22 protein-coding genes are annotated in these 24,197 nt (G+C 27.7%); 3 read left to right on the forward strand and 19 right to left on the reverse strand.

Translation table 11 applies throughout. The annotated features are described in order from the left end of the window. Positions 1-27: 27 nt before the first annotated feature. The 11 genes from BN6774_RS16835 to BN6774_RS16885 all read right to left on the reverse strand — a co-directional run bounded on the left by BN6774_RS16835 (position 28) and on the right by BN6774_RS16885 (position 12,526). Positions 28-1,629: a CTP synthase gene (locus tag BN6774_RS16835; protein ID WP_066895851.1), complete on the reverse strand. Its 1,602-nt coding sequence runs from the start codon at positions 1,627-1,629 to the stop codon at positions 28-30. Positions 1,630-1,819: 190 nt separating this feature from the next. Next, complete coding sequence (locus BN6774_RS16840) at positions 1,820-2,122, reverse strand: hypothetical protein (RefSeq protein WP_084767086.1); 303 nt, start codon at positions 2,120-2,122, stop codon at positions 1,820-1,822. 126 nt (positions 2,123-2,248) lie between these two features. Further along, the gene (locus BN6774_RS16845) at positions 2,249-2,665 is read right to left on the reverse strand and encodes a YwiB family protein (protein WP_066895853.1); all 417 of its coding nucleotides are present in this window, start codon (positions 2,663-2,665) and stop codon (positions 2,249-2,251) included. A 127-nt stretch (positions 2,666-2,792) separates the two neighbouring features. After that, the gene (gene spoIIR, locus BN6774_RS16850) at positions 2,793-3,413 is read right to left on the reverse strand and encodes a stage II sporulation protein R (RefSeq protein ID WP_066895855.1); all 621 of its coding nucleotides are present in this window, start codon (positions 3,411-3,413) and stop codon (positions 2,793-2,795) included. A gap of 58 nt (positions 3,414-3,471) precedes the next feature. Further along, positions 3,472-4,314 (reverse strand): 4-(cytidine 5'-diphospho)-2-C-methyl-D-erythritol kinase, encoded by an 843-nt coding sequence (gene ispE / locus BN6774_RS16855; RefSeq protein WP_066895857.1) that lies wholly within the window; start codon positions 4,312-4,314, stop codon positions 3,472-3,474. 110 nt (positions 4,315-4,424) lie between these two features. Then, positions 4,425-7,049: a cyanophycin synthetase gene (gene cphA, locus BN6774_RS16860; protein ID WP_066895860.1), complete on the reverse strand. Its 2,625-nt coding sequence runs from the start codon at positions 7,047-7,049 to the stop codon at positions 4,425-4,427. Beyond that, complete coding sequence (locus BN6774_RS16865; protein ID WP_066895863.1) at positions 7,030-7,866, reverse strand: cyanophycinase; 837 nt, start codon at positions 7,864-7,866, stop codon at positions 7,030-7,032. Before BN6774_RS16865 ends, cphA begins: the two co-directional genes overlap by 20 nt. 248 nt (positions 7,867-8,114) lie before the next feature. Then, a complete protein-coding gene (locus tag BN6774_RS16870; protein ID WP_066895865.1) occupies positions 8,115-9,698 on the reverse strand; it encodes an SPOCS domain-containing protein in 1,584 nt (527 codons plus the stop codon). 392 nt (positions 9,699-10,090) lie between these two features. Further along, on the reverse strand, positions 10,091-10,327 hold the full coding sequence (locus BN6774_RS16875) for a Veg family protein (protein ID WP_066895867.1): 237 nt from the start codon (positions 10,325-10,327) through the stop codon (positions 10,091-10,093). Positions 10,328-10,515: 188 nt separating this feature from the next. Then, positions 10,516-11,406: a sporulation peptidase YabG gene (gene yabG, locus BN6774_RS16880; RefSeq protein WP_066895871.1), complete on the reverse strand. Its 891-nt coding sequence runs from the start codon at positions 11,404-11,406 to the stop codon at positions 10,516-10,518. A gap of 118 nt (positions 11,407-11,524) precedes the next feature. Continuing rightward, positions 11,525-12,526: a CotS family spore coat protein gene (locus tag BN6774_RS16885; protein ID WP_066895874.1), complete on the reverse strand. Its 1,002-nt coding sequence runs from the start codon at positions 12,524-12,526 to the stop codon at positions 11,525-11,527. 105 nt (positions 12,527-12,631) lie between these two features. On the opposite strand from BN6774_RS16885, the gene BN6774_RS16890 reads away from it, so the two are divergent. After that, entirely contained in the window at positions 12,632-13,750 is a 1,119-nt protein-coding gene (locus BN6774_RS16890; protein WP_066895877.1) for a glycosyltransferase family 4 protein, read from the forward strand. A gap of 51 nt (positions 13,751-13,801) precedes the next feature. On the opposite strand, the gene BN6774_RS16895 is transcribed toward BN6774_RS16890, so the two are convergent. Genes BN6774_RS16895 through BN6774_RS16905 form a run of 3 tightly spaced genes read right to left on the reverse strand, consistent with a single transcriptional unit; the run spans position 13,802 to position 16,619 of the window. Then, on the reverse strand, positions 13,802-14,848 hold the full coding sequence (locus tag BN6774_RS16895) for a CotS family spore coat protein (RefSeq protein WP_066895879.1): 1,047 nt from the start codon (positions 14,846-14,848) through the stop codon (positions 13,802-13,804). 11 nt (positions 14,849-14,859) lie between these two features. After that, a complete protein-coding gene (locus tag BN6774_RS16900) occupies positions 14,860-15,612 on the reverse strand; it encodes a hypothetical protein (protein WP_066895882.1) in 753 nt (250 codons plus the stop codon). Positions 15,613-15,626: 14 nt separating this feature from the next. Next, positions 15,627-16,619: a CotS family spore coat protein gene (locus BN6774_RS16905; RefSeq protein WP_066895885.1), complete on the reverse strand. Its 993-nt coding sequence runs from the start codon at positions 16,617-16,619 to the stop codon at positions 15,627-15,629. Between the two features lie 124 nt (positions 16,620-16,743). On the opposite strand from BN6774_RS16905, the gene BN6774_RS16910 reads away from it, so the two are divergent. Then, positions 16,744-17,865: a glycosyltransferase family 4 protein gene (locus BN6774_RS16910; RefSeq protein WP_066895888.1), complete on the forward strand. Its 1,122-nt coding sequence runs from the start codon at positions 16,744-16,746 to the stop codon at positions 17,863-17,865. Here the strand turns inward: BN6774_RS16910 and BN6774_RS16915 are convergent. Next, complete coding sequence (locus BN6774_RS16915; RefSeq protein ID WP_235829631.1) at positions 17,862-18,992, reverse strand: ABC transporter substrate-binding protein; 1,131 nt, start codon at positions 18,990-18,992, stop codon at positions 17,862-17,864. The two genes, BN6774_RS16910 and BN6774_RS16915, sit on opposite strands and share 4 nt — an antisense overlap. Before the next feature lie 110 nt (positions 18,993-19,102). On the opposite strand from BN6774_RS16915, the gene BN6774_RS16920 reads away from it, so the two are divergent. Next, a complete protein-coding gene (locus BN6774_RS16920; RefSeq protein ID WP_066895894.1) occupies positions 19,103-19,990 on the forward strand; it encodes a LysR family transcriptional regulator in 888 nt (295 codons plus the stop codon). An 8-nt stretch (positions 19,991-19,998) separates the two neighbouring features. On the opposite strand, the gene BN6774_RS16925 is transcribed toward BN6774_RS16920, so the two are convergent. From BN6774_RS16925 to BN6774_RS16940, 4 genes are all read right to left on the reverse strand, one after another. Beyond that, a complete protein-coding gene (locus tag BN6774_RS16925) occupies positions 19,999-20,964 on the reverse strand; it encodes a polyprenyl synthetase family protein (protein ID WP_066895898.1) in 966 nt (321 codons plus the stop codon). Positions 20,965-21,026: 62 nt separating this feature from the next. Next, the gene (locus tag BN6774_RS16930; protein WP_066895900.1) at positions 21,027-21,542 is read right to left on the reverse strand and encodes a Gx transporter family protein; all 516 of its coding nucleotides are present in this window, start codon (positions 21,540-21,542) and stop codon (positions 21,027-21,029) included. Positions 21,543-21,551: 9 nt separating this feature from the next. Then, positions 21,552-21,932 (reverse strand): NusG domain II-containing protein, encoded by a 381-nt coding sequence (locus BN6774_RS16935; RefSeq protein ID WP_066895910.1) that lies wholly within the window; start codon positions 21,930-21,932, stop codon positions 21,552-21,554. A gap of 260 nt (positions 21,933-22,192) precedes the next feature. Next, the gene (locus BN6774_RS16940; protein WP_066895914.1) at positions 22,193-24,073 is read right to left on the reverse strand and encodes an FAD-dependent oxidoreductase; all 1,881 of its coding nucleotides are present in this window, start codon (positions 24,071-24,073) and stop codon (positions 22,193-22,195) included. Positions 24,074-24,197 lie beyond the last annotated feature (124 nt).

The following is a 24,197-nucleotide window of genomic DNA, read 5'->3' on the forward strand; positions in this document are numbered from 1 at the left end:
AATTAAGCTCCTTCTTTATATTTAATATTATTTTTCCTTCAATGCTGCATTAATTAATCCTACAAAAAGTGGATGTGGCTTATTAGGTCTTGACTTTAATTCTGGATGGAATTGAACTGAAACATACCATGGATGATCCTTAACTTCAACTATTTCAACTAAACGTCCATCTGGACTAGTTCCAGTAATACTCATTCCAGCTTCTATAACTGATTTTCTATATTCATTATTAAACTCATATCTATGTCTATGTCTTTCATAAATTAAATTTTCTTTATAAGCTTCATAAGCTTTACTTTCTTCATCTAATTTACAAGGATAAAGTCCTAATCTCATTGTTCCACCTAAATCCTCTATATCCTTTTGATCAGGCATTATATCTATAACAGGATATAATGTACTTTCATCTATTTCTGCACTATTAGCGCCTTTATATCCTAGTACATTTCTTGCAAACTCAATTACTGAGCATTGCATACCAAGACAGATTCCAAGGAATGGTTTTTTATTCACTCTTGCATATCTTATTGCTTCTATTTTTCCTTCTATCCCTCTATCTCCAAATCCACCAGGAACTAATATTCCTTGGCAATCTCCTAATAATTCTTCACTATTTTTTTCATTAACATCTTCGGCGTTAATCCATTTAATTTCTACGTTAGAATCATTAGCTAATCCGCCATGATTTAATGCTTCAACTATAGAAATATATGCATCATGTAACTCTACATACTTTCCAACCAAAGCAATTTTTACATTTTCTTTCAAACTCTTAACTTTTTTTACCATATCAATCCATTGAGTATTATCTATATCTCTACATCCTAGTTCTAACTTTTCACAAACTAATCTATCTAAACCTTCTTTATGTAGCATTAATGGTACTTCATATAAATGTTCAGCATCTAAATTTTGTATAACACAATTAGCTTCTAAATTACAGAATAATCCTATCTTAGATTTTAAATCATCAGATAACTCCTTTTGAGATCTACATACTATTATATCTGGCTGAATTCCTATGCTTCTTAATTCTTTAACTGAATGTTGAGTTGGCTTAGTTTTTAACTCTCCAGCTTTCCCCAAATAAGGAACTAGTGTAACATGAATAAAACAAACATTTTCTCTTCCTACTTCATATTTAATTTGTCTTATTGCTTCTAAAAATGGTTGTGATTCTATATCTCCTACTGTTCCACCTATTTCAGTTATTACTACATCTACTTCCTTTTCCTTAGAAACTCTATAAACTCTTTCTTTTATAGCATTTGTTATATGTGGAATTACTTGAACAGTTCCCCCCAAGTATTCTCCTCTTCTTTCCTTTGATATAACGGACCAGTAAATTCTTCCTGTAGTAACATTATTATTTTGGCTTAAATTTTCATCTATGAATCTTTCGTAATGTCCTAGGTCTAAATCTGTTTCTGCTCCATCATCAGTTACAAAGACTTCTCCATGCTGATAGGGACTCATAGTTCCTGGATCAACATTTAAATAAGGATCAAACTTTTGTATTGATACTTTTAATCCTCTATTTTTTAATAATCTACCTAATGATGCTGCTGTTATTCCTTTTCCTAATGAGGATACAACTCCTCCAGTGACAAATACATACTTAGTTTTCATACTATTCCTCCAAAAAAATAAAATTATTTATTTTCTTGACACTAGTCCCCCTATTTGATATAATCATAATTACCTCACTATTTATGATGGGTTTATAATGCCTAAATTCAATAAGTGTTATAATATCATATAAAAACAAAAAAAGCTATATTTTTTTGTTATATTTTTGTTTTTATTTTTGTTTTTATTTTTAAATAATTTTATTTAGTCCTTCTTGAATTTCTAAATACATTTCTCTAAATTCTTTATTTATAAGAAATTTCTCTTGAGCTTTATCCATATTATGCTTAATACTTTTATCACTTATTATTTTTAAAATCTCCTTAACTTTATCTTTTTGTAAGCATTTATAATTTTTAAGAAGTAACAAAAATATATATTTATTTTCTTTTTTCTTTAATTCTTCACCTATTTCATTCATATCAACATCTAAATACGATGCTAAAACATTCATAACAATTGCAACTTTATCTAGTTTATTATTATAACTCAAAAGAATTTCACCCCCTTATTTTTCTATATTATCTCCATACCAACTCCTATTTATTCAAATTTTATTAAAATAAAACAAAACAAAAAAATCACTTTAGATAATCTAAAATGATTTTAAAATTTAATTTTAATTAGTTTTTACATTTACCGCCAATTTTGTAGTAATAGGTGGTTGTCCAGCAAGTTCCATAGAATACTCCGCAGTAATTTCTCCACCATTTTCATTTATATCCACTTTTAAATCTTCAGTGTGAATTTGCAAATCTAATACTCCATAAGGGGTATTATATAAGGATATTGAAGTTTCTCCTTTTTTAAAATCCATTTTAGCACTTATATTTCCTTCTCTTTCAAGAACCAATTTATCATTTAGCATAGTTAAAGTGGTTGTTGTCCCGCCCATTCCAGATATTTCAGTTTCTTCATATATAGCTTTAAATCCATCTTCAGTAACTAAAAATTCTCCAGGAGTTACAACTTCTATTACATCATCTGTATCTAAATCATTAAAACTTTTTAAAGATATGACTGCCTTCTTTTTCATATAAATTTCTAGATAAATTTATAATTAAAAACTTATCTAGCTCCCTCCCTTCATCTATTATGTATTTTATATATAGTTGCTTGTCTATTATTCATATCATATAGTTTAATTATATTATCTAAATTAATCAAGATTTATTTCTAAATAGAAATTCAAATAATTTGAATTTAAACTTTATTTTTTCTTCTTTTTGTTTTACATTATTTGTTTCTAATGAACTAATTACTTCTTTAGAGTTTACTGCTTCTTTAGTTTCATCTACAAAACAAAGAGGCGGAAACATAACACACCACCAATTTTCACCCTTAGCTTCTCCTATAAGTATTCTATAGGCCTCATATTCTCCTTGAGGAAAAACTACATCTCCATAGACCTTATCAGGAAAATTTTCCTTAGATAAAGAACTTGTAACATTATAAGAATAACCATTTTCATCTACAACAAATTGAGCTATACTCTCTATTTCACTTTTATTGTTTATAATAAACTCTCTTGCATCATTAAGACTTTTGCAATCCTTTAAATTATTAGAAACAAATTCAATAACTCTATCTCTTACTTTTAATTTCAAATTCTGATCTTCCTCAGAATTACTATTTGCAATTACATGAAATCTAATAATTTCATTAACTATATCTTCATAAACTAATTCATTATTATAATTGGAGTCTTGTCCATTTTCTAACTTTGCACAACCACTTAAATTTAATACTATTATTAATCCAATTAAAACAATACTCTTTTTCATATCAAAACCCCCTTATAGCATTAATTATTGCCAAAATTAGGAGGTTTATACTTAATTTTTAAATTGTTCTTGTAATAAATACATCATTATATTTAGATTTCATTTTTTCAAAGCATCTTTGAGCTTTTAACATATCCTCAAAGAAAGCAAAAACAGTAGGACCACTTCCACTCATCATAGCACCTAACGCACCGTAATTCTTCATTTCTTCTTTTATATTTATCAAAACCTTATGTTTTCTCAATGTAACATTTTCCAATAGGTTTTTCATATTATTAGATACTGTATTTAAATCATTATCCTCAATAGCCTTTATTAGAAGTTTTGTATTTGGATGACTTTTAACCTTATTTAAATTAAATTCTTGATATACACTCTTAGTAGAAACTCCAAAAGGAGGCTTTACTAAAACTATAATTTTATTTTTAAAGTTCTTAAGTTCCCTTACATCTTCTCCAATCCCCTTACATAAAGCAGTTCCACCCTTTATACAATAAGGAACATCTGCTCCAAGTTTTAAACCAAGCTCCATTAATTCTTCATCAGTAGCATTAATTTCAAAAAGCTTATTCATAATTTTTAAAACAGCTGCTCCATCTGTGCTCCCACCTGCCAATCCAGCACACACAGGAATATTCTTTTTAATATTTATATTAACCCCACTATTAATATTATATTTTTCTATAAATAATTTGGCTGCTTTGTAGGCCAGATTTCTTTCGTCTGTTGGAACATATGATTTATTACACTTAATGTTTATACCTTCCTTTTGTTTTTCTATATTAATTTCATCATATAAATCTATAGCTTGCATAATCATTTCTAACAAATGATAACCATCTTCTCTTTTACCAACTATATCTAAGGATATATTTACTTTAGCATAAGCCTTAATTCTCATACTTTTATTTCCTTTCAACTAAATATTTTAAAATAAACTTCAGAGTAAACTCTGAAGTTTATTTTTATTATATATTCTTTTAATAATATAGTAAACTAGAAGAACACGTTTTAATTTAGAGCTTCATAACTAGCACTCTTTCTTTTAGTTTCAAAACTTGCAATTTCTTCAATTACTTTTAATAAAGGCTTTATTTCTTCAAAGAAAACAACTATTGTATCACCTTTTTCAGCCATATTCAAAGCTTTAATTAAAGCTACTTCTTCATCTAAAATCACTTCATATTTTTTATTACTATTCTCTTTAATTAATCCATCTACTATTAAATTAGCTATTTCTCCTTGCTTTCTTCCTCTCAAATCCTTATCTTCTTTAACTATAATATAATCAAAATATTTAGCAGATATACATCCAATCTCTTCCGCAGATTTATTTAATCTATCCCCAGGTATACCTACTATGCCAAATATCCTCTTACTACTCATCTTCTTTACAGATGATAATACAGCAATATATCCATCTGTATTGTGTCCATAATCTAAAATAACATTTACTCCATTTACATTGTAACAATTAAATCTGCCAGAGTTTTTCTTTGAATTTAGCAGATAAGTAGTAATTCCATTTTTTATCATACAGTAATCTACTTTCATCGCTACCAATGCACTTGTTGCTGCTAAAATATTTTCTATATTGAATTTCAACATTCCATTCATTGTTATTGGAACTTCATTAATATTGCATAAAACATACTTCTTATTTTGGTTTATTATGATTATATCTTCATTTTCCAAATAAACATAAATGTCATCTTGATTCTTCTTTATTAATATTTCATTACTTGAATTTAATGTAAAATAGACCTTTCTGCTTTTTATTCTATTAAGTATTGATTTACTCCATTTATCATCAGCATTTATGACAACATATCCCTCATCTTTAACAGCTTCTCCTACTAGTGACTTAACACAACAAAGATCTTCCATAGAATTTATTTCATCAATTCCCAAATGATCTTCTCTTATATTAGTAATTACAGCTACATCTGCTAAATCATAAGCTAAACCCTTTTTAATAATTCCTCCTCTTGCAGTTTCTAATACTGCAATTTCAACATCAGGATTTAATAATACTGACTTAGCACTTTCAAAACCTGTATCATCACCTACATCTATGCATTCATCATTTATATAAATACCACTACTACTGGTCATTCCTACACAATAACCCATTTTAGATAGAGTATGAGTTATTAATCTCGTTGTAGTTGTCTTACCATTAGTTCCAGTTATAGCTACGATAGGTATATTACAAGGTTTATTATTATAAATCATATTAACTATTTCTTTCCCCACATCTCTTGATTTTCCTTTACTAGGATTTAAGTGCATTCTTAATCCAGGAGCTGCATTTACTTCCATTACAACACCATTTTTATAAATAGGTATAGATATGTCATCAGTACATATATCTATACCGCATATATCTAATTTCAAAGTTTTAGCTATCCTAATACATAAATTTATATTTTCATCGCAAATTTCATCTGTAAAGTCTATAGCTTCTCCACCAGTAGATAAATTGGCATTTTTCCTCAGATAAATCTTCTCCCCTTTATCTAGAACCTCCATCAACGTCTTTCTTTGCTCTGATATGGCATCTATTACTTCTTCATCTAATTTTACTTTTGTTAAAGGCTTTTCATGATCTTCCCCTCTTAAAGGATCTTCATTTAACTTGTTAATAAGTTCAAATATAGTATCTTTTCCATTTCCAATAACAAAAGGAGGAATTCTAAGAGATACTGCAACTACTTTATAATTCACTACACATACCCTAAAATCCTTTCCTTTATGATATTTTTCTATAATTATATCTTTAAATTTATCTTTTATTTTTCTATAAGCATCTAATAATTCTTTTTCACTTTTTAAATTTAAAATTACACCCTTCCCTTTGTTTCCATATTGAGGCTTAAGTACTACAGGATATCCTATTTCTTCTGCTTCTTTCAATAAATTAATTACATTCTTCACCTTACTCCCTTTAGCTACAGGGATGCTTTGAGTTCTTAATAATTCTTTTGTTAGCATCTTATCACATGCTATATCAACAGATATACAACTTGTATTAGGGCTTATAGAAGCTTCTATTATTCTTCCTTGTTTTCCATATCCTATTTGATAAAATTCTCCATTTCCTAATTTAATAATAGGAAGACCAACTTTATTTGCATAATCACAAATAGATTTAGTACTTGGTCCAAGAATTTCATTATTTAAAATTTCCTTTAAAAATTCTATTCTTTCATCATAATTTATTGGTATTTTATTTATTAAAGCATTGATAATATCTATTGCTAATTTAGCTACTTCTAAAGCTGTATTTTCATAAATGTATTGAAAAACTATATAATAATGATCCTCTTTAATTTCTCTAGACTTACCATAATGTACATCTATTCCTAATTTATTTTGAATTGCTAAAATTATATGTTCACAAATATGAGCTAAGTAAGTTCCTTCTTTAAGTCTCTTTATAAATCCTTCATCTTCATCAATTCCACATCTGTGAGTTCTTAATTCAGGAATCATATTAACAAGATTAAAGTTAAAATCTTCAATATTCTTACTTGGTGTTTCACAATATCCTTCTAAATCAACATCAAGTCTAATACATTTCTTAAGGGAATAGATATTTTTTCCTTTAAAGACCTTAGTCTCTATTATTTTCATCTTTACTTTTATCCTCCTCAAAAGGTAACCTACTTAGGAGATTAAATTTATCTCCTTCTTTTAATACGTGTAACTTAACATTAAACATACTTAATACTTCATCATAATTTTGCTCTGAAACATTACTATAAGTAATATTTCTCGCATCTAAAAAATAAACAGCTCCACTTCCAATAACTTGTGCATCTCCATTGTCCCTTACTACCAAAGCTGTATCTTCATCTATACCAACACCTAAAACTTCTGGATTTTGTGCAATCCCAGTCAAAAGTCTACCTATTCTTCCCCTTTGGGCAAAGTGTTGATCTATCATTACCCCTTCTACAAAACCTAGTCCAGGAGCCATCTTTAATGTGCATTTTCTTGGAGATTCATCATCTTCACCATTAACAACCATAGTGTCACTCATAACAGATGCTCCTGCAGAAGTTCCCACTATTATGCATCCATTTAAACTAGCATTTTTTAAGGCATCATAAATTGAGGTTCCACCAACTAAACTAGTTATTCTTAATTGATCTCCTCCTGTAAAAAATATAAGAGCAGCTTCCTTAATTAATTCAATGTTTTTTTCATCTAAGGAATGCTCCCTTTCTTCAATATTTAAACTTTTAATATTTTTAACTCCTAAATTACTAAAGATTTTCTTATACTTATCTAAAGCCTCCTCTGGATATTCAGTAGCTATAGTTGCAATTAATATGATATCTTTATCTTTATTTATAGAGTTACAAACTTTTTTTAGAATTTCTTTATCTCCCTCTTTATCTTCTGCTCCACCTATGATAATTAAATCGCCTTTTATTTTTTCTGCCATATTATCACCTCTTATCATGCATTTCTTATTTTATCCACCCCAAGTTAATATTATTCATAATAAACAGGTTGCAAGTTGCCTTTTTAAATTTAACAAAATCATACTAAGTCAACCACCACCCTATAATTCTTATTAAAATTAATAGCCTCACTAAAAACAAAAATAAAATTAGAAAAGGCTATTATGCAATGTCCTTAACATTTTAATTGCATAACAACCTTTTCTAAATTTATGATTTAATATTATATTTAAAATAATGCTCTTCCCGGAATAATCAGTTTACAACCAGCCTTAATTTGTTGATCTTCATTAATATCATTTAATCTTTCTAATTCAGCAACAGTAGTATTATATTTTTTTGCTAAATCCCAAAGAGTTTCTCCATCCCCTACTACATATATAATTACTGATGCCTTCTTTTCTTTCGTTCCTTCTGCACCTTCTACAACATCCTTAATAAAATCTTTATTAACCTTATAGTAAGATTTTATACCAAGACCAACAGTAGCTTTTACAGAAATTGCATTACCTTCAATATTAGTATCCATATTTTCTAAGTAAGGTTTAACTACAACATTCATGTCCTTTTTTAAACCTCTAACGTCTATGATACTATTAAAAGGAATATTACCAGTTAATATACCATAGTTCAATTCTTCTCCAGCTACTTTGTAAATTATACAAACATTTATAGTACCTTCCACTTTTACTCTTTCATCTTCAACAACCTTATCTTTTATAAGAGGTTGACCTGTAGATGCTACTATTTTTTCTACTCTATCTTCTTTATTTTCAATATCAAAAATTTCTCTTGTAGTAACTTCAGAGTTTACAATAGAATGAATTAGTGTAAATTCTTTTTTACCATTTTCTATTTCAATATTCATAGTTGGAGAATATGCATCCTTTAATATCTCAACTTTTTCATTGGAATAAACCTTAATGCTTCCTTTTACTACAAATTCAATATTTACTACTCTATTCTCTCCTACATCATCTGAATTAACTGCATGTTGCTCTTCAGCTACCACCAAATCTAATGTACTAAGCATATCACTAGTTATACCTGGCATCTCTTCTTCTTTAGATAAATACACATCATCCTCTAATGTCTCAAGTTCTTTATTATCTTTCCCCTTATAAAGAATTGAAACCTTACAATAACAACCTACATAAACCTTTCCTTCTACTACCTTAACTTCTTTTTTATGAAGATTCATATTACATTTTAGTATTTCATCTATTTCCGGTTTATCCATGGTAGCTTTCAACATAGATTTACCCATTAAATCTATATCCTTTTCTCCCTTAACTCCATTTAAAGTCTCATCTTCTTTCTTAGTTTGGATATCTTCTTTTCCCTCGATATCCTTTACGTATTCAAACTCTCCATTTTTATAGATTTCCCATCTTAAAGTTAATAAGCCATCAATTCCAACCTTTCTTTCATTCATCCAATTTGCTTCAATATGTTCTATTTCGCACTCAACATTGCATACTGTATTATGTTCATCATTATTAAGATCTACATAGTTTGAGAACTTATCATTAAAAACAACTGCATGTATTTTATTAGTTGGTGCATCCATAATAGCTTCTTCCTTAGATACATAGAAAACTATATAATCTAAATTCCCTTCTACCATAACCTTATCTCCAACTATCTCTTTGTTAGTTATAGTAGCTTTAGCATCTACTCCTAATACTTCTTTCATATCAGGATACTGTGAATCTCTTAATAAATGCTCTCCTTTTAAAGGTTGATTAGTTAAGCCCTCCCTTAGTAATTGCTCATAGCGAATACTTTCTCTTATTACATCTATTTGTGACATATAACCCCTCCCATACGATACCTATTAATAAATATATTTCTAACTATATATATTTATTCAAAAATTACTTCTTTGTTTCAAAAAGAAAATTAGCAAATTTCAACATTTTATTTAATTGATTTTGTATAAAAAGGTAATTAAACTAATTTTATGTCGAATTATTTATAAAAATTTATATTTTTTTATTTTTTCTCTAATTTTTTTCAAAAAATATGTTGACACTAATTAAAATATGTCGTATTATAAGTATGGTTATTGACCATATAACCTCTCATAAATTCTCAATACCCTTTTATACCATAGTTGAAAGATGGAAACCCACCATCTTTCTTTTTTTTATTTATAAAAAAAGCAAAAAAAAAATTAGAGCTCTGTTCTTTGAGCTCTAATCTCTATAAAGCAAAATATAATTGTACTGTCTTCGTCAACACATCTGAATAGCTGTATGTTACTGTCCTAGGAATGTCATTATCTAATCTTACTACAAAAATGCTTGGATGTGCACTTTCTATTACTCCGTTGTTTATTAGGATCTTTTTTCTTCCACCGTTTGCCTTTAAAGTTACTTTTTCTCCTATATGGTCTTCTATATTTCTCTTTATAGCCGCGATAGTCTTTATACTTTCCACATAAACACCTTCTTTCTTGATTATAATTATACACCCAAACCCACATATTGTCAAGTAAAAATTATAATTTTACCACCTTATAAAAGAATTGTCAATGTTAACTTTTTCCTATTTTATTACTCTTTTATACATTTACTATTATTCCTTATTTGTATTTTTTTATACACTTTATTTTACTTAATTAAGTTTTAAATATATGGCGATCTAGGATATCCTTCTCTATACTTTCCTCTAGTCTGTAATCCTCCTATGCCCTTTATACCAGTTATAGTGTTATCTATAACCTCTGTAATTGATACGACCTTATCAATTCTTGTATAAGCTATTTTTTCACAAACTAAAACAGGGTCTAAACAGTGGATTAAAACTCTATTAGGAGAACTAGCAAAATTCGCTCCAGCATCCAACATACATTCATAACAACTTTGACAAGCACCAGCAAATATTACTAACTCATCATAACTGGCATTATAATTTCTCAAAGCTTTAACAGCATCTATATAATATTTAGAATTTCTATAGTTCTCTAGATTTAAGTAATCATCTGTAGTTTTCAAAACACTATCATGACCAGTTAATACCACTATATCTGGCTTAATTTCCTTTACTAAATCAACTATAATTTCTGGTTGTTTTTTCTCAGGAACAGCTCTACCTACTGCATCCAAGGACAATTGTTTATATACCTTTAGACAAGTCTCTAAATATTCACTATCCCCATCTATATGAAGTATTTTTCCAGGTCTGCCAAATATCAATTCCTTATTTTGCTGAGACTTTGAAGTTTTATTACCTCTATACAAATTATTTAAAGCCTTTATAGCATCAATATCGCCTCTCATAGATACAGCTTTCTTTATAGCCTCCTCAACCCTCTTATTTAATATCTTTTCTTTTGTTCCTGCTTCCTCATCCTCTACCATTTCTAAATCTTCTGACCTAGAATCAGCTATTATTCTTATACTTATTCCTTTTAAAATATAAATTGGACTTCCCTCTTCATCTTCCTTTATATCTATAATTTTAAAGGTTATATCTTTATCGTAAGATTTTCTAACTACTAAATCCCCTACTTTCATCCTTTTACCTCTTAGTTATTGTTCTACAATATCTTATGTCGAATTCTCCCTATTTGTACATAAAAAATTATTATCATATAACTTCAAATACATTAAAAAAAGTGCAATAAGCACTTTTTTAATTTAAATTATATTTATTCTTAAATTCATCTAAGAATTTTAGCATAGAATCTTTTTCACTAATAATCGATTCTAGTTTACTACCAAAGGTGTTTTGTCCCCAATTTACCTCATTGTAATAATATCTATTGGCAAGTCTCCAATATCTTTGAGGAAATTGCAAATAAGCATATAGTACTTTATATTCACTTTCTAATAAAGGCGAAACTTCATTATAAGACTCAATAATAGCATTAGCAAAATTAACATCCCAATCAACTCTTTTTAGTACCTTTGTCATAAAATTTGATATATCATAAGTTCTAACTTCTCTCTTACAATAATCAAAGTCTATTACATTGCAGTTATTATTTTCATCTAAAATTATATTATGATAAGTAAAATCATGGTGGCAAAAACTCTTTTCATTTTGTGCTATTTCACATAAATTTTCATACTCAGATTCCTCTAATGTTTTCAAAGCTTTTTTGCCTATTTCTTTATAAAATTCCATTGACTTTATATATAATAAATCAAAATCATTCTTATTATTTTTCTTTCTTACCATATCCCTCATTTTATCTAATGACTTAAGCCTCTTATTCATAAGATTAGTCCATCTTCCTAAATCACTCTTTAGCTTAGAATTTTCAGGAGGATCATATCCCTTAGATGCTTCATGTAGCATAGCTAGAGTCCTAGCTGCTAATTTCACCTCTTCTATGTTATGAAAATCGCACTCTCTACCATCTATCCATTCAGATAAAGTGTAAAGATCCTCATTTACTAGGGCATAGGGTTCCCCGTCTATGTTCAAATGATATTTATCAACAGTGTTAAAGCCATTTTTTATTAAATGTTCCTTAGCACCATAAACAAATAATAACTTTTGAGGTCCATAATTAATTTTCTTTAAGCACTTTTCACCCTTATTTGTTTTTAAATAATATACTCCTTTATTAGCTTTTAAAACTTCAATTTTGATATCAAACTGTCTTTCTATTTCAAATTCTCTCATCATAATCCTCACCCCCTTTATATTTATATGACTATATTTATTCTTTTATTAACATTTTATTCCTAAGTTTAATATAATAAATTAAAAACAATGAGAAAGGATTAAATCATGAAGATAGGCATAGACGGTAGAGCTGCTAAATGGTATAGAGGAACTGGGATAGGAACATATACTTATCAACTTATTAATAGTATTAATAAAGTTGATAATATTAATGATTACTTAGTTTTTTTGCCTGAAAATTCAGCTCTAGATTTAAGTGATAATTTCGATATTGAGTTAGTTAGGGCTACAGCTTCAACAAACTTTTGGGATGAAGTTAGAGTACCAAATATCTTAGATGATAATAATATAGATCTTTACCATGTTCCCCAAAATGGAGTTGGCCTATATACTAATATTAATTGTCACAAAGCTATTACTTTGCATGATATAATCCCATTGAGAATGCCAGAAACAGTTAGTGATCGTTATTTGTATATTTTCAATAATGAGCTACCTAAAATTATTAATAATTGTGATGGGATATTGACAGTTTCTGAATTTTCAAAGCAAGATATAGCAAAAGAATTTAATTTTCCTAAAAATAAGATTTTTGTAACACATCTTGCTGCTGAGGATATATATAGGCCTTTAGATAAGTGTCAATGCAAAAAAATATTAGAAAAAGAATATAATATAAAAGGAGATTTCATACTTTATGTAGGAGGTTTTAGTCCTAGGAAAAATATTATAGGCTTAATTGAAGCCTTCTCTCTCCTACCTAATGATATAAAGAAAAATCTTAAATTAGTTATAACAGGCAAAAAGGGAATCTCATATGATCTTTATAAAAAAAGAGCTATAGAACTTCATATTGAGAATGATGTGATTTTTACAGATTTTATACCTCTAGAGAAATTGCCTATTTTTTATAACGCTTCAAAACTATTGGCTTACCCTTCCTTCTATGAAGGCTTCGGGCTCCCTCCACTAGAAGCAATGGCTTGTGGTACTCCTGTTATAGCTTCTAATGTAACTTCCCTTCCTGAAGTATGTTATGAGTCTGCTTTATTAATTAATCCTTATGATATTGATGAGTTAAAAAAATCTATAGAGATAGTTTTGAAAAATAATTCTTTAAGAAGAAATATGATAGAAAAGGGACTTATTCAAAGCTCTAAATATTCATGGAATGTTACTGCTAAATCTACAATCCATGCATATAAAGAAATTATTAAAAATTAAGTATATATTTAAAGGGCATCTTTATATAAACTATTGATGCCCTTTAAGTTATTAATAAAAATATTCACTTAGTTCTAATATAAATTTTTTTATAAAGTCTTCTCTATATAATTCATTTTTTATTTTATCTTTTAATCTATTTAAAAACACTTCATACTCCCATTTCTTTTGTTTATAATAATAATCTCTAGTAATAGTAGTAAAATCTCTTGGAAAACTTAAAATTGCATAAATTAGTTTAATCTCATCCTTAGACAAATCATCTAAGGAATTATAAGTTTTTACTATAAGTTTAAAAGTATTCATATCATAACAATTATTCTTCATTACCTTCAAAGCAAAGTTCGATATATCTACCGCTCTAGTATCTATCTTGCAATAATCAAAGTCAATGATTTTTATCTTATCTCCATCTACTATAAAATTATGGTGTGCTAAATCATTATGACATAATACTCTTTTATTAAAATCTTCTAATAAAGTATTATAATTACAAATAGCTAATAAATCTACAGCCTTCTGGATTTCATTAATATAATTATCAACATTTTCTAAAAATAATCTATCAAACTCTACTTTATGTCTAAATCTTAATACATATTCCTTTATACTAATAAGCTCCTCCTTCACCTTATTAAACTCATAAGGTAAATATTCTCCTAGATTTCCTTTAACAACTTCTGTTTGTAAAGTATTAAATACTCCCTTAGAAGCTATATGCATATTAGCCATAGCTCTAGTACACATTTCTATTTCTACAGGATTACTAAATGCAGCCTCTCTCCCATCTATCATATTTAATATAACATAATTATTTTTATTAGATTTATAAATTATATTTCCATTTTTGTCTTCATAATAACTAAGCAACTCATTATATTTTAATGAAGTGTACTTTAAAGCCTCGTTTATAAATTTTATCCTTTCTTCAGAAGAATCAGTAAGTTTTAAAATCTTTTTTCCATCACTAGTTAACAATACAAAAACTTTTCTTAAAGGTATTATATCTTCAATTTCAAAATCTAATCTACTAAAAAACTCTTCACTCAAATCATATTTACATAATATATCATTATCAACATATCTAAATTTATTCATACTTACCCCCATTAAATAATTATTCCATTATCATCTATCTTTCTAGCTAAATGTAAGTTCTCTAGTATAGTCTTATCTTCTTCTTGAAGTTTTCCTTGAACATATTTTTCTAATATCCTAAATTCTTCATTAGGATAAGAAGCTAATCCCCTTAAATACTCCCTGCTATCTTCTTTTAAATTAGTAATTTCAATATAATAATTTATAATCTCATCTATCCTTAAACCTGTTTCTCTCCTTTTTATTTTCTTTATATACGAATATACATCGTGCTCCCTTAAATTATAAGTTAAATACTTTATAGTCCCAATTACTATTTTCCCATCTTCCTCAACCTTTAAATTCCCCTCATCCACACGACTTAAGCAAACTTCATAATTTTTCATACTTCTTTCAATAAGTCCTCTAAAATTATTCAAGTGTACATGTTCTAAAACTTTTCTTCCGCATTTGACTAAAGTCTCACCCCTATTAATCAAATAAAAATCTATAGAGTTTAACCTTTCCTTATATTGAAGCTCATTTAAATATTTATTTACCAATATTATCTGAGAATAATAATTATTTATTTCCTTTCCAATAGATCCACCTATTCTAGGAAATAAATTTTCTTTATAATGTCCCATCTTACTATGAAAAGATACTATATAATCTATTTGTTTAAATATATTATTATCATCTTCATTTTTTTCCTTAGGTATTTTTTTATTTAATATATAAATGTCCTTATTTTTCAAATAATAACTCAAATCTACTTTTTGCATCTTCTGCCTCCTTATCAAATAAAGTCCATTAAAAATTCATCTCTATTTTTTCTATCTCTTAAGTACTTATTTAGCTTATTAACTAAAAACTCTTCTCCCCAAGGTTGTTGTTCCCAATAATTTTGAAGACCAATTTGCCAAAATCCTTGAGGAAATCTAATAAATCCTTTCATAAGCTTTACCTCTTCGAAATACAAACTATGAACCCCAGCGTAAGAGTTTAATATGAAATATGCTTTATCTTTACTCCATCCTCCATCTTTCATAGACCTAATTAATAAGGAAGCTAAATCGTGAATATGTGTATCTAAAATACAATAGTCAAAATCAATAATATTTATTTCATTATTTTCATTTATGAGCACATTATGGTATGCATAATCATGGTGGCAAAACCCTCTTTTCATAACTTCTTTATTCATAAATTCCATATATCTATTTCTTTTCAATTCATCTATAGCTATTTTTCCTCTTTCTAGTTCTTCTTCTATGTTATTTAAATAAATTTCATCAAATTCTGTTTTATAAGCTTTTTGATTTATTCTCTTTTTAAAGTCTAATATTTCTTCACACCTAGTTTCAAAAACCTTTATCCAAGAAAACCAACCTATCCTTGGTCTCATATTTGTACTTAAAGAAAATCCTTCACTTTTATTGTGTAGTTCACCTAAAGCTTCTGTTGCTAATTTTAGCTCATCTAAATTTTTATAATTACAGCCTCTTGAATTAATCCATTTATTCAAATATGCATAATTGCCTCCAAGATTTATATATCCTGAATTATCTCTTGTGTTAATTATTTCTGGTATTTTTTTAAACCCTCTTCTATTCAAATGATTCATTGCTGAAAAAATAAAATAAAAATGAGGATATTGATATTTAATTACTTTAATACCATAATCCCCTTCATTAGTTTTTATCTTATAGCTATTTTTTACCTTTTCAATAGTTTCTATTTTTAATAAATACTTATCCTGAATTTCATTTTTTATATATGAAATTTCCATAGGTTTCTCCTTAAGATTTATTCTATGCTATTATATGATAAGCTTTATTTTATTGTGTTTATAATCATAGAATTAAATGCTTATTAATATCTATAGTATATAGGATAATTTTAGGAGGATTGCTATGAACATATCTATAGATGCTAGGGGAATTAATTTATATAACGGAACAGGCATAGGTACTTATACTGAAAACCTAGTTAAAGAACTTCTTAATATAGATAAAAAAAATAATTATTCACTTTTTTGGACAGGAAAAAACTATGAAAATTATAAAAAAGACAATTGTAAAATTGTATTTACATCAAGAAAACATGGTGGCTTTTATGAAAATTATTACTTTCCAACATTTTTAAGAAATAATAATATAGATATTCATCATATTCCTCAAAACGGAATTGGCTTTTGCGATAACTATACTACAAACTGTATAGTTACAATCCACGATTTAATTCCTTATGTTTTACCAGAAACTACTGGCAGAGGATACCTAGAAAGATTTCTAAGGAACATGCCTTCTATTATTGATAAATCAAAAGGGATACTAACAGTATCTGAATATTCTAAAAGAGATATTTTAAAATTTTTTAATCACATACCTGAAGAAAAAGTTTTTGTTACACCATTAGCTGCTAATGCTAATTTTAAACCTTTAGATAAGGAGAAATGTAAAAGATTCACAAGAGAAAAGTTTAATTTTAATAAACCTTATATCCTATACATAGGTGGATTTAGTTCAAGAAAAAATGCTAAAGATCTTGTTTTATCCTTTGATAAAATTTATAAGGACTTAAAAGAACCACATGTTTTACTTTTAGTTGGTTCCCTTAAAGATGAAGGTAAAAAACTTCTTGAATTTTCTCAATGTCTAGACTCAAAAGATAATATTATATTTACAGGATTTATTGAAGATGAGCTTCTTCCAACTCTGTATAATGGAGCTGAAGCTTTTGTATATCCTTCTCTTTATGAAGGTTTTGGACTTCCTCCTTTGGAAGCCATGAGTTGCAAAACGCCTGTTATTACTTCCAATATTACGTCTATTCCTGAAGTTACAGGTGATGCAGCAATTCTAATTGATCCTTTTAATAAATCTCAATTAGAAATCTCTTTGATAAATTTACTAAATAATGATGAACTTAAAAGAGAGTTATCTAAAAAAGGATATGAAAGGAGCCTCCAGTTTTCATGGAATAATACTGCCATGAAAACACTTGAGGCCTATGAAAAACTATTTAATAATTAATCACCATAAATTTCAAGTAGCATTTCTTTAAGAACATCAAAGTTTCTTATACTAGGTGCCCTTTCTACAATATTCATTAATGTTAAGAAGGGGCTTGTTCCCTCTATATTTTCTTTATTTTCTTCATACTTAACCTTTAATGAGTAAAGTGAACTTGGAAAGAATTCATACTCTAAAAGTTCTCTAGATAATAGCTCTTTATTAGTTGCAGAGTATGCTATAAACTCTTTAATAGCTTCTTTATTTTTCTCCACATTTAAAGCCACTAAATTTTTCCCTCCTAAGTCATATAATCTATTTTCACCTATACTAAAATTTGGTGGATTTTTACACTCCCACCTTCCTTTAATACTCCCCTTTACTATTTCATCATAAAAGTCTAATGATGCTATTCTAAATAAATAATTGTCATCTTCAGTTACATAATCTTCTTTGTATATATTATTAATTTCATTTATAATTTTATCTTTACTATATGTTTCCTTATCTACTAATTGTGATAGCATTAGAATACTAATATTCATTTTATCCTTATTTGAAAATAAATTTATTTCATCAGATGATTTATTTTTTATATCATTCCCTATATTAATTAATTGGCTCCATATATTTATATCTTCAATTTCATATCCATACTTATTCAAAATATCTTCTCTTACATATAATGCTATTGGTTTCGATTCAAAAGGAACTCCATAGTATTTACCGTCATCTTCTACTTCTTTAATCCTACTACTACTAAAATTCTTCTTATATGTTTCTATTATATTTTTATTTTCTTCTAATAAATCAATTCTATTTTTAAGCCTTTCAATTTCAACAAAGTTTAATTGTACTACATTAGGTAAATCTTTTTTATCTGTTGTCAATAATTTATTTACATATTCATTCTTATCTATTTTTAATACCTTTATATTAACTTTCTTATTACTTTCTTTAAACTCTTTAGCAATATTAACAAAATAAGAATAGTATCTTTCTTCTGTCCATACTACTATATCTCCTTTTAGATATCTACTATTAGATTTACTTAAAAATAAAACAATAAAAAATACAATTATAAAAACTGCTAAAAATAACAGTATCCTTTTTCTTTTTATTACCACAATATCACATCCTAGCTTCATATAAATTATACACTATTATTTTATTATCTGCATAAAATTAAATTCTTTGCTTTTTATAAATTATTATACTATAATAATTAAATATATAAATTATTGAATAGGAGATTGTTATGCATATAGATAGTTTAAATTATTTTTTCCAAGTTGCTAATTCTAAAAGTATTTCAACTGTTGCAAAAAATTCGCATATATCACAATCTGCACTAAGTCAACAAATTGCTAAGCTAGAGAATAAGCTTAATGTAAAATTATTTAATAGAACCAATAAAGGAGTAACCTTAACTCCAGAAGGAGAAATATTATTTAAATACACTGAATCAATATTAAACTCCTATAATAAAATGCAAGAAGAACTATTAAATTCAATAAACAAGAAAAAATATATATCAATTGAGTCAGTAGAATCCATAGGTCTAACTATTTTACCTATGGCTATTTCTAAGTTAAAAAAACAATTTACTTCCCATACAATTAGCCTTAAAAACATAGATTGTTGTTCTAAGCTAAGCTTAATAAATAATTTGTGTGATATTTTCATATGTTATAATAAACCAGAAAATATTTCTGGAGTAGTTTCAAAATTAATAGGTAATGATAAAATTATATTAGTTGCTGATAAAAGCTTCCCTATTAACAGTATAAAAAAAGAGCAAATATTTGAGTTACCATTAATATTTACTTCAAATAAGAGTTGTTTAAGAAATACTATATGTGATCAATTAAATTGTAATAATCAAACTTTAAATAATGCTAATATATTGTATAGTACAAATTCTTATTTTTCTGCTTTAAAGGGAGTTTCCTCTAGTAAAGCTGCTACTTTTATACCAGCTAGTATTTACTATAATTATCATTCGTTATCAAATATTAAAATTATTAATATAGAGGGCTTATCAATTTCTCTTCCTCTATATATATGTTATTTAGATTCTTTTTATAAAACTAACTCTGAATTTGTTAAAACATTAAAAAACATACTAAAAGGTTACTTAAATTAAGTAACCTTTTAGTATGTCCTCTTTAATAGCCACTGAGCTATTTCTTTTAAAACATATTTATATTCATTATCAGGAAGTTTATCAATTCCCCTAAAGCATTTTTTCATATACTTTTCTGCTAATTCCTTAGCTAATTCTATTCCTTTATTTTCCTTAACTAGATTTATTATTTCATGTACATCTTCTTCAGAGTAATAATCTTTACCTAATATATCATTAAATGCTGATTTATTATTTCTATAAGCATAAATTAAAGGAAGAGTGTATATTCCTTGCTTTAGGTCATTTGCAGCAGACTTTTTTATGCTCTTGTCGTTACCTTCATAATCTAATATATCATCTATTATTTGAAAGGCCATTCCTAAGTTATGTCCTATATTTCCAAGCTCCTTTGAAATCTTAGAATCTGCATTACATTCAGCAGCACCTAAGTATAATGATATTGAAAATAGTTCTGCTGTTTTTCCAGATATTCTACTTAAATAATCCTTAACAGAAAATTTCATAGAAAATCTAGAATTTAATTGATTAACTTCTCCCATACATATCTTTGACATTGCTCTTGAATCAACCTTTATTGATTGTAAGGAAGAATTAGTCGCAAGTAACTTAAAGCATACACAGAAAAGATAGTCGCCTATGTATACAGCATAATCCTTTCCATATTTAGATTGTATAGTTTCTTGACCTCTTCTAAGCTTAGAATCATCTATAACATCATCATGAACCAAAGTTGCCATATGCAGCATTTCTATTACTGCTGCAGTAGGAATTGATTTCTTTATATCATTATCACCAAACTTTGCTCCTATTAAAACAAAAGCAGGTCTTAATAGCTTACCACCTGATTCAATTAACTCTATTATTGAATTTTCTATTTTTTTATCTTTACACTTAACATTTCTTTTCATTAAATCTAAAACATCAGTAAGCTCTTGTTTCAATTCAGGATAATTGTTCCAAATCTTGTCCATTATAATCCACCTTCTTAGTGTTTTTAAAAATCATACATTTATTTTATATATAGCATAGATATTTATATTTTAAACATTGGAAGTTTTCTTAAATGTTTTACAGCATAATTAGCCGTAATTCCTATAAATATACCTGTACCTATACCAATAGTTGATAATATAGGTAGGTATAACATCACACCTATATTCTTTACTATTAATGAAGCAATTATTAATTGTCCTATATTATGAAATATTGCACCTGCAGAACTTACTCCAATTATGCTAACCTTATCCTTAAATAAATCTTTTACTATACTCATAGACATAAAGCTTAGTATTCCTCCTGCTGCACTGTACATGAAGGATGATAAATTACCACCAAACATAGTTCCTAATGTAAGTCTTAAAAATAATACTAAAAAAGCATCCCTTTTACTATCTAATGTGTATAAAGCAATTACAGTAATTAAATTTGCTAATCCTAATTTAGCTCCAGGTGTTATAAATGGGACAGGAATTGATCGCTCAACTATATGTAAAACTAGTGCTTGAGCTACTAATAAACCTATATATACTATTCTACTAGTCTTTTTCATAATTTCTCCTTAATACGATAGAATAATATCATCTTCTGCTTTACCCTTAATTTCTATCATAACCTTATGTGGAAGACATACTAAGCTTTGTCCTGCCTTCTCAATATACTCTGGATTCATACAAACCTTATCTGGGCAATCAGCTTCTATTATACCTATTTTATTATCTTTTACTTTAATAATATTAGTCCCCAACTTTGTCTTTACTTCTATAATTTCTTCACCCACATGGGCTGATAAAGGCACTGTTTTATATAACTTCCCTGCCACTGTTATTTCTGCATAAGTATTTTTATATCCTTTTCCAACAGATGCTCCTAATATTATTTCAGGCAAAAAGGATAATAACATTAATACGGCAATAATAACAAAATCTAACTTTTTAAACATAATAATAATCTCCATTACAAATATTAGATGAATATACATACTTCAACTTTATAGTTTTATCCTACTACATAAAATTTATAATTTAAATGAAAAATTAACGAAAAAACTCCCTTAGGAGTTTTCAATATTAAATTATATTAAGTTACTTTAATAAATTACTTAAATAATTCTCCATCTTCAATTATCAATTCTTAATTAGGCTGCCGTAAAGGCAGCCCTATAAAGTTTATTATACATGTATTTTAAAAATATTTCACCTATTATTGTGCATTCTTATATACTGGTGTTTTCTTTCCATGCCAGAAATTATCTGCTAACTTTGTAATCCATGGCATAATATAATAATCTAAACCAAATGTTCTACCAGCTCCACCCATTAATGCTATTGAACCAAAGAAATACCAAAGTATGTCCCAACCAGCCATAGCACATAAGATGAAGTTAACTACCATACCAGCTGAAACTGCACTAAATATAAATGTAAATAATCCAGCTATTAAGCATAGACCCATTCCTATTTCCATTAACACAACTATTCTTTGGAACCAAACTGCAACTTCTGGATTTGGCATCATAAATTGCATTATTGAAGCGTACCAACCTGGAACTTCCTTAAGTATTGGTGTTGCCCACTCAGTTGCAACTTCTCCTGTTGATGCTGAAGCACCAGATGTTGCATCTTGTAACCAAGTAAATGGCATTTTTACATTACCAGCTTTAGTCCAGCTGTCGGCACCAATAGTAATCTTATCAAAGAATCCTTTAATACTACCTGCATTCCACATAGATTCCCATGTAGATTCCCCAAGTAACTTCTTTATACCTTCAATTAACCATAATGAACCAATATATAATCTTAATGGAACTAACCATAATCTGTTAGCCTTTGATGATAAATGACCTCTCATTACTGATCTTCTATCTTCCATTGTAAAGAACTCATGTTGTAAATAATTATATATAGCATTAATATTATTTACACCCCATAAGTAGTACATATTAACTAAATGTTTCATCATCATTGCAATAAATCCTGATAATTTCACACCCATTAAGTTAGCAACACAATATCTTCCACCAATTGAAACCATAAATCCATGGTAGCTGCTCTTGAACTTTTCCATTTCTTTATTTTCTATTGAAGCAATTATGTTTTTAACTGCAGTATTTGCTGTTTGTTCTGCTGCTTCAACTATTTGAGGAGTACCTTTTCCTGGTTCTTCTTCAAAGTAAGCCATATCTCCAACTACGAATACATCTTTTTTACCTACAGCTTGCATAAATTCATTAGTTTGTAATCTTCCTGCTCTAGCTGTTTCTAAACCATATTCTTTAGCTTCTTGATTTCCTTGAATACCGCAAGTCCAAATTAATGTTCTAGTGTTTATCTTTTGTCCACTCTTTAAAATTACTTGGTTTTCAGTAACTTCAACTATTGGAGAGTTCTTTAATATTTCCATACCATGCTTAACCATGTACTTTTCAGCTTTATCTGCTTGCTTTCTATCTAACATGTTTAAGATAGTTCCCATAGCTTCAACAACTTTTAAAGTAACTTCTGATTCATCTACATTGTACTCTCTAGCTAGTCTAGTCTTCCATTCAAGAAGTTCCCCAGCCATTTCTATACCTGTAAATCCTGAACCTGCTACTATAAAAGTAAGCATTTCTCTTCTCTTATTTTCATCTCTTTCTAAGCTTGCCTTAGCAAACATATCCTCGATGTGATGTCTTATCTTCATAGCATCTTCAAATGACCAAAGAGTAAATCCATTTTCCTTTACTCCAGGAACTCCAAAGAAAGCTGGTTCACTACCAGTTCCAACTATAAGATAATCATATGAAAATTCTCCATGAGTAGTTTTAACAACCTTATTATCTGTATCAACCTTTTCTATTAAATCTGTAACAACATTAACTTTTGTTTTTCCAAAAATTTTGCATAGTTCTACTTGAACTGATTCAGGGTGAACTCTTCCCCCTGCGACTTCATGTAACTCTGTCATTAAAGTGTGATATGGATTTTTATCAATTAAAGTTATTTCCACATCATTATTTTTCTTATATTTTTTCGCTAATTTCTTAGCAGCGTGAACACCACCATATCCAGCTCCAAGAACAAGTATCTTATTTTTTGACATGTTGCACCCTTCCCTTCATTAAAAATTCTAAAATAGCATATTTAATTCTATACACTATTTCTTAATATGTCTATATTATCGCAATTATTTTTTTGTGGTTTTTTTAACAATTAATTCTATGTAT

This window comes from Clostridium nigeriense, from assembly GCF_900086595.1.
Classification (GTDB): Bacteria; Bacillota; Clostridia; order Clostridiales; family Clostridiaceae; genus Clostridium; species Clostridium nigeriense.